Origin of the sequence: Nocardia sp. NPDC058497 (genome assembly GCF_042720195.1) — a bacterium.
Taxonomy (GTDB): domain Bacteria; phylum Actinomycetota; class Actinomycetes; order Mycobacteriales; family Mycobacteriaceae; genus Nocardia.
In genome coordinates this window covers 1-6603 of the sequence record NZ_JBHXMY010000342.1, presented here as the reverse complement: position 1 = coordinate 6603, position 6603 = coordinate 1, and the positions used below count along the sequence as shown (strand labels likewise).

The 6603-nt window shown below is 65.9% G+C and carries 9 protein-coding genes; 5 read left to right on the top strand and 4 right to left on the bottom strand.

The features are described 5' to 3' along the window. Positions 1 to 92: 92 nt before the first annotated feature. Entirely contained in the window at positions 93 to 296 is a 204-nt protein-coding gene (locus tag ACFWPJ_RS21270; RefSeq protein WP_014987157.1) for a cold-shock protein, read from the bottom strand. 396 nt (positions 297 to 692) lie between these two features. Here ACFWPJ_RS21270 and ACFWPJ_RS21265 point away from each other — a divergent pair, with 396 nt between their 5' ends. Beyond that, positions 693 to 1475, top strand: coding sequence for an MHYT domain-containing protein (locus ACFWPJ_RS21265; RefSeq protein WP_378853873.1), 783 nt, complete (start codon positions 693 to 695; stop codon positions 1473 to 1475). Between the two features lie 74 nt (positions 1476 to 1549). Next, positions 1550 to 1825 (top strand): hypothetical protein, encoded by a 276-nt coding sequence (locus ACFWPJ_RS21260; RefSeq protein ID WP_378853871.1) that lies wholly within the window; start codon positions 1550 to 1552, stop codon positions 1823 to 1825. On the opposite strand, the gene ACFWPJ_RS21255 is transcribed toward ACFWPJ_RS21260, so the two are convergent. After that, positions 1822 to 2025 (bottom strand): cold-shock protein, encoded by a 204-nt coding sequence (locus ACFWPJ_RS21255; RefSeq protein WP_378853869.1) that lies wholly within the window; start codon positions 2023 to 2025, stop codon positions 1822 to 1824. The two genes, ACFWPJ_RS21260 and ACFWPJ_RS21255, sit on opposite strands and share 4 nt — an antisense overlap. Positions 2026 to 2196: 171 nt before the next feature. Here ACFWPJ_RS21255 and ACFWPJ_RS21250 point away from each other — a divergent pair, with 171 nt between their 5' ends. Next, entirely contained in the window at positions 2197 to 3381 is a 1185-nt protein-coding gene (locus ACFWPJ_RS21250; RefSeq protein WP_378853867.1) for a hypothetical protein, read from the top strand. A gap of 96 nt (positions 3382 to 3477) precedes the next feature. On the opposite strand, the gene ACFWPJ_RS21245 is transcribed toward ACFWPJ_RS21250, so the two are convergent. Continuing rightward, the gene (locus ACFWPJ_RS21245) at positions 3478 to 3909 is read right to left on the bottom strand and encodes an NUDIX domain-containing protein (RefSeq protein WP_378853865.1); all 432 of its coding nucleotides are present in this window, start codon (positions 3907 to 3909) and stop codon (positions 3478 to 3480) included. A 67-nt stretch (positions 3910 to 3976) separates the two neighbouring features. Between ACFWPJ_RS21245 and ACFWPJ_RS21240 the strand changes: the two genes are divergently transcribed. Both ACFWPJ_RS21240 and ACFWPJ_RS21235 read left to right on the top strand, forming a co-directional pair. Next, a complete protein-coding gene (locus ACFWPJ_RS21240; protein ID WP_378853863.1) occupies positions 3977 to 4621 on the top strand; it encodes a hypothetical protein in 645 nt (214 codons plus the stop codon). Positions 4622 to 5044: 423 nt separating this feature from the next. Then, a complete protein-coding gene (locus ACFWPJ_RS21235) occupies positions 5045 to 5692 on the top strand; it encodes a hypothetical protein (RefSeq protein ID WP_378853861.1) in 648 nt (215 codons plus the stop codon). A 526-nt stretch (positions 5693 to 6218) separates the two neighbouring features. Here ACFWPJ_RS21235 and ACFWPJ_RS21230 read toward each other — a convergent pair. Next, the gene (locus tag ACFWPJ_RS21230; protein ID WP_378853859.1) at positions 6219 to 6497 is read right to left on the bottom strand and encodes a hypothetical protein; all 279 of its coding nucleotides are present in this window, start codon (positions 6495 to 6497) and stop codon (positions 6219 to 6221) included. Positions 6498 to 6603 lie beyond the last annotated feature (106 nt).

Sequence of the window (6603 nt, the reverse complement as noted above, 5' to 3'; positions counted from 1 at the left end):
CACTACCGCGCCGCGCCACCGCCCCCCAGATACCACAACACCCGCCCCACCCGGTGCGCCGCATCACGGTCGTACGCTGGTCTAGCGCAGAATCAGAGGACGCGGACGTCCTGAGCCTGCGGGCCCTTCTGACCCTGACCGATCTCGAACTCCACACGCTGACCCTCGTCGAGGGAGCGGAAGCCCGAGCCGCTAACAGCCGAGTAGTGCACGAAGACGTCGGGTCCGCCGCCGTCCTGCGCGATGAAGCCGAAGCCCTTCTCGCTGTTGAACCACTTCACAATGCCCTGAGCCATTTCTAAACCTTCTGTAGACGAGCCAGGTCCTAATAGTCCGGTCCCGGTCTCGCCTTCAACAATGCCATGATCCGACGAATTCCTCCACACCCGACTTCGCGGACTGTGAGGAAGCCAACGCCGCGATGCCGCAGGCCGGTGCCGTCACACAAGCGACCGTTTGGATGCTCGATGTATGCCGAGGCAGTTGCGGCGAGGATGCCGGATTCGATCGGCGCTCTCCACCGAACCGACTGGCACGCTTCACCATCGACGGCTCTACGCAAGAGTGCCCGGCCACCGTCAGCATCCCTAGACATTTTCAAGAAACCCAGTACGGCAAATTTTCTACCAGCGTATTTTCCGAGTTTGTGAGGGAGCGCACACCGCGCGGAGAAATCACGCAAGGAGTAGAGAGTGCTGGACATCAACCATTTCACCTACGGCTGGGTAACCCCGCTGCTGGCGTATCTCATGTCGGTCCTCGGGTCGATGCTGGCACTGCGTTGCATGGTTCGCTCGCGCGCATCGGGTAGTCATGGCGGCTGGCTCACCGCGGCCGCGATCGCACTCGGCGGGACCGGCATCTGGGTCATGCATTTCATCGCGATGCTCGGCTTTTCCGTGCACGGCGCGACCATCCGATACAACGTCCCGATCACCTTGTTCAGCGCCGCCGTCGCGATGGGTGTGGTGTGGCTCGGGCTGTCCATCGTGGTGCGCCGCAGCTGGGACAGCGCCGCCCTCCCGGTGGGCGGGACGATCACCGGTCTCGGCGTCGGCGCGATGCACTATTCCGGCATGTACGCGATGAAGACCGACATCGAGATCGTCTACGACCCATTCGTCGTCGCTGTCTCGATGGTCATCGCCGTCGTCGCCGCCACCGCCGCGCTCTGGTTCGCCCTGCACATCCACGGCCTCGTCGCCACCATCGGCGCCGCCCTGCTGATGGGTGTGGCCGTCACCGGCATGCACTACACCGGCATGTTCTCGATGAGCGCGCACACCAGCGCCCACGTCGCCCACGCCTCCGGCGCCACCGCCACCCAGCTGCTCACCCCGCTGATCATCGGCATCAGCATGGTCACCATGATCCTGCTCATGCAGGTCGGCATCACCGAAGCCGAGGACCCCAACCTGGCCAGGCCGGTGCACGGTCAGCGCGCGAGCCGCTTCTGGCCCAGCGGCCAGAACTGAATCTGTCGTACCCCGTTGAGACACTGAGGAAGTCGCAATCACCGGCTCCGGCCGAGTCTTCACGGGGGATCCACGTGCTGTTTTTCATCATCGCGGCCGTGCTCTGCGCGGGCGCGGGCGCTCTCGCCCTGTTCGCCGCCTCGATCGCCGAATCCAAGGCGGCCGACGCGCTGCTCGCCTCGCGGGCCGCCTCGCATTTCATCGGCGACGGCAACCCGACCAGCGGCTTCTTCGTCCTGCGCGCCCGCCACGACCGGCTGCATCGGCTCAGCACGCGGCTACTGGCCGTCAGCGCGGTGGCGTCACTGGCGGCGACCGGTTTCGCGATCTACGCCGTCGCCGTCTACTAGACGACCCGCACGTGGTGCGCTTCCGGTCCGCGCCGGGTCTCCCTGATCCCGAATTCCACCCGCTGACCGGCCCGCAGCGTGCGGAATCCCGCCCCGACCAGCTCGGTGTACTCCACGAACACCTCCGCCCCGCCCGCGTCGGGGGTGATGAATCCGAATCCCTTGCCGCTGTCGAACCAGCTCACGACGCCGCCCGGCATCAACCGACCTTCCGAATCTTTTGCCTGACATGCTGATTCGCCCATGTTCGCATGCCCTGCCCCGCGACACGAAAGCCGTGGAGTTGTCGCAGCCGTTCGACGGTATCCGCGCTGGATAAACTCCAGGTAGGTCCGCTGGGGACCGGCCGGGTCCGGGAGAACGGAGAGTCGGTGCAGCCGAGCGCCACCACCCTCCGTTCCGCCGCCGAAGCGGTCACCGTCTTCGTTGCCACCTCGGTCGCGGTGCTCGCGATCATGCTGCCGATCAGCTTCGCCGCCCTGGCCGAAGCGCGGCACGTCGATCTGCTGGTGTTCAACATTCCGCGGGCGATGACCGGTGGCGCGTTCGCCGCCGTCATCACCGCGGCGGTCACGGTCGCTGTCGGCAGCCGGCGCACCGCCCGCTGGACGGCGCTGCTCGCACTGGCCGGCATCGTCCTGAGCCACCTGCTACTGGTCCCCCAGAGCGACAACGCCGACTTCACCGGCCTCTCGCTGGCCACGCTCAACTTCATCGACGCGCTGCTCGCCGGCGTGGCACTGGGCGCGATGGCCGTCGTGGTCTGGCCCGAACCGCTGCTGCGGACCGCCTACCTGTTCGCAGTGCCCGCCGCCGCCGTGCTCGGCGACCTCACCGAGACCGACGAGGGCTCGGCCGACTTCGACGGCGTCCTCGCCGGCTCGCTGCCGCTGTGGTTCATCGCGGCCACCGTGCTCGCGCTCGCCTACTTCGCGATCACGACCGCCACCCCGCCGCGCAACGGTGCCGACACCGCGATTCCCTTGGCCCCCGTGTTCGCCGGCGTCGTCGCCTTCTCGACCATTCTCATGACGTCACTTGCCGTGGCGTCCCGCGAGACGAGCATCCCGTCTGTGCTCGTCGGCTCGATCGTCGTCGTCGCGGCCGCCACGGTGGCCGCGCTGATCCTGCCGGACCGCGACGGTGTCCTGGTGCTGTTGATGACCGGTTTCGCCGTGGCAGGCAGTCTCGTCATCACGCTGCCCCGTTCGGGTCTGGTCAACGTGGGCACCGTCATCGCCCTAGGCGCCGGACTGCTGACCGGCCTGCGCCGTCCCCATCCCATGGCCGCCGCGGTCAGCGTGGCAGGCTTGGCGGTCTTCGTCCTGGCCACCGACGTCCTCGACCCACCGGCAACCCTCAATGCCGCGGTCGGCTGCCTGGCACTCGGCACGATCAGCGGCTACTGCGTCGGCTCCGCCGTCCCGCTGAGCCCCACCTCGGCCACCGTCGGCCTATCGATCCTGTGCGTGCCGTCCATCGGAGTCGCGTTTTGCGACACCGAATTCGGCCACCAGGCCAACACGTCGTCCGGGTTCCGCCACCCCGACCTGTAACGAGGGCACCTCCCCGCGACGATAGCCGTAGGCAACGCCCCCCGGGGGCCCCGGGCCGTCGCGCTCCTGATCCGTCACCGCCCCGCGCCCGACTAGTCAGGCTCCCTGCCAACCGAATTCGGAGAACGCCCGCCCGGTCAGCACTTCCCCGAGACCCACCCGGCAGTACTCGACGATCTCGCTCGGCAGCGCCCCCACCTCGAACCACCGCAACTCCGAACATTTCTCCGGCTCACAGTTCGTCACAGCACCTCGCCACCGCCGGACGGTGAAGAACATCTGCACCCGCTCGGCACTGTGCAGCACATGCGCGAATTCCACATCCCCCGCGTCGATTTCGACCCCCACCTCCTCGCGCGCTTCACGAATCAGCCCCGCCACCGCCGACTCCCCCGCCTCGAGATGCCCCGCGGGCACGTGAAACAACCCATCCCCGAACCCGGTATCACGCCTGCGCCCCAACAGCACCCGCCCGTCCCCATCGAGGAGCACCAGATGAACGCCGACGAGCACCCGATACTTGTCCACGAATTCCACCCTACCGAGAACCACGAGACCACCCATCCCACAGCCCCATTCGGGGTATACCGAGACCATGAGTTTCCCGGTGACCTTCGGGCTCGCCCAGGTCGTCCTCCTAGCACTGATCGCGCTCGCCCTAGCCCTCCTCGTCTCCGCAGCCCTCGCCGCCCGCCACCGCCGCGGCCCGAAAGCCGTCCTCACCCGAGGCGCCCCCGCCCTCGCCCTCCTCCTCGTCGCCACCCTCCTCCTCTGGATCGCCACCCTGCTCCAGACCTACCTGGGCCTCACCGGCGAAATCACCGCCGCCCACGTCATCGCGAAACCCGTTGCCGGCCAGTCCGACCAACTCGACCTGGAACTGACCGTCTTCGACGACGAAGGCGCGGTAGACACCCGCACAACCCACATCGTCGAAGGCAACCTCTGGGTCCTACAAGCCAACATCGTCGAACTACACCCCTGGGTAAACGCCCTCGGCTTCCACTCCGGCTACAAACTCACCCGCCTATACGGCCAACGCCTCGACGGCAAACACACCACCCAAGACCACATCATGCTCAACGGCACCGACCAAGACTTCTTCGAAGACATGAACGAAGGCACCTGGTACACCTCCCCCTTCATCAAATCCGCCTACGGCAACGCCGTCATCGCCACCCCCGGCGAATACGACGTCCTCATCTCCCACGACGCCATCAAGGTCCGCGCCACGTCCTGACCGCTCGTCTCGATCGAGCTCAAGCACACGCGGACGGGATATCCCGCCCTTCGACCACGCAGCGATACAAATGCACGAAAGGGAGAGTACGCGGTGACAATTCAGCGAAGTACCGATGTCTGGGAAGCCATCGCCGAGTCTCCCGAAGAAGCACAGCGGCTTCGCGTCTGGGCCGATGCCCTGGATGCAGTGCTCGCCCGAACCGATCGTAGGAGCTCACACCTACCCAAGCCGCCGAACAACTCGGTGTAGCCAGGTCGCGCAGGCCGACTGCCGACTCACTGCGATGCTCTCCTGCCCGGGCAGACGAGAAGATGATCAGCTAATTGCCGTGCTCCGCACGGCATGCGCGGGCGACGATGATCTACTTGTCCATCGAACGAGGGCCGAGCACCGGCCTCAGGTGCGCCTTTGGAAGCGACGATGACAGACGACCCCACAACGACAGCCGAATCCCCCGACGGCCGATGGCGGTTCGCCGCAGGCCGCCTGCATTCCGCAACCACGACAGTCGGGCCGTACACAGTGGACTTCTTCGACCGATGGACCTATGCGCGCTTTCTAGGTCCGGACACCCTCGCGTTGGGGTTCGAGTCAGGCCAACCGTGGGATATCGATGGCTCGTACGGTAACCGCCTCTGGGGCATAGAAGTTCTCACTCTGGACGACGACGGCACCTGGAAGGTCACCGATTACGAGCACGAACAGAGACAGCACGACGAGGAGTTCCTTCCCCGATCCATCGTCTGGAATCCCCAGGGGACACTCGCCTGGCTCCGCGACGGAATACTCGAATGCCGAGTGCTGACGACGCCGAGACCTGCCCTCGATCAGATCTGGCCACAAGCGGTCCAGTACTCGGACGACTTCCGCCTGGTCGACTTCTGGTTCGACATCCCAGGCCCCTGGACCGACCTCACCCTCGCTGATGACGGCCGACTCCTCCTGGCCCACGGCCCCGACGGCACAGACCACATCGATCTCGTCCACGCCCGGCAATCACCCGATGGCCACACCTGGCACGAACTCCCACCACACTCGCTCTATCGGCCATCGGCAGACGACTCCTGACGCACCCCACCCTCCACGCGCACCGCGTGGGCGGCTCACACAGTCAGCCGACATGCGGGCATCCGCGGCCCTTCGTATACTTCAGCATCCGGGTCGAAACTGCCCCAGATGCAAATCTGCATCTGGGGCATTCCGGTGGCTCGGCGGGGCAACTTTCCAGGGTCAACCGCTACGAGCTGTAATCACCGTGTACCGATTCGGCTGTCACGGCCGGGTCGGTACACGGCTGGGGTTGCGGAAGCCAGAGCGGCAAGATCGCCGGCATGCAGGCCAGAACTAGGGCGCCCCCGTATTTCAGCAATCCGGTCAGCCTTCGCAGCCAAGGCGAAGACCTCCTCGGATGGGCGACTTCATTCGGCTTCTCTTCAGTCATCGCGAGTTCTCAGTTCCTGTTGGGTCTTTGATCCAGGTAGCGTGTGCATGTGGGAGGCGCGGATCAGCGTTGCGATGGCTCCTACCATCGCGGAATGTCCGATGCTTCGTTACCAGTGCATGGGAGGCGGGCCACGTGCATACGTCACATTTGTCACACCTCTTCACCATTCGAGAGCCTCGCATCACCCCGAAGCAACTCGGACGCATCGGTGTAGCCCGAGGCCTCGATCAGGTGGTACGCGATCGCCATCACACCGCGAGGATCGCGGCGCTTTGCCTGGGCGACGATTGCTTTCGCTGCGTCCGGTACGCCGACCATGCGGCATGACGAGATCGCCATCGCCGCCTCCGCGGGCGACGCCGACGACGCAGCGTGACGGATAAGACCGTTGGCCCGTGCAAGATCGCCGGCAGCGATGTACTCGGCCACAAGACTCGCCGCGGGCCACGCCACGTCCGATGCTTCGGCGTTGGGGGGGGGCGCGGGCCCGCACCCCCCCGCCCGGCCCACCAACCCCCACCTACTACTATCGATT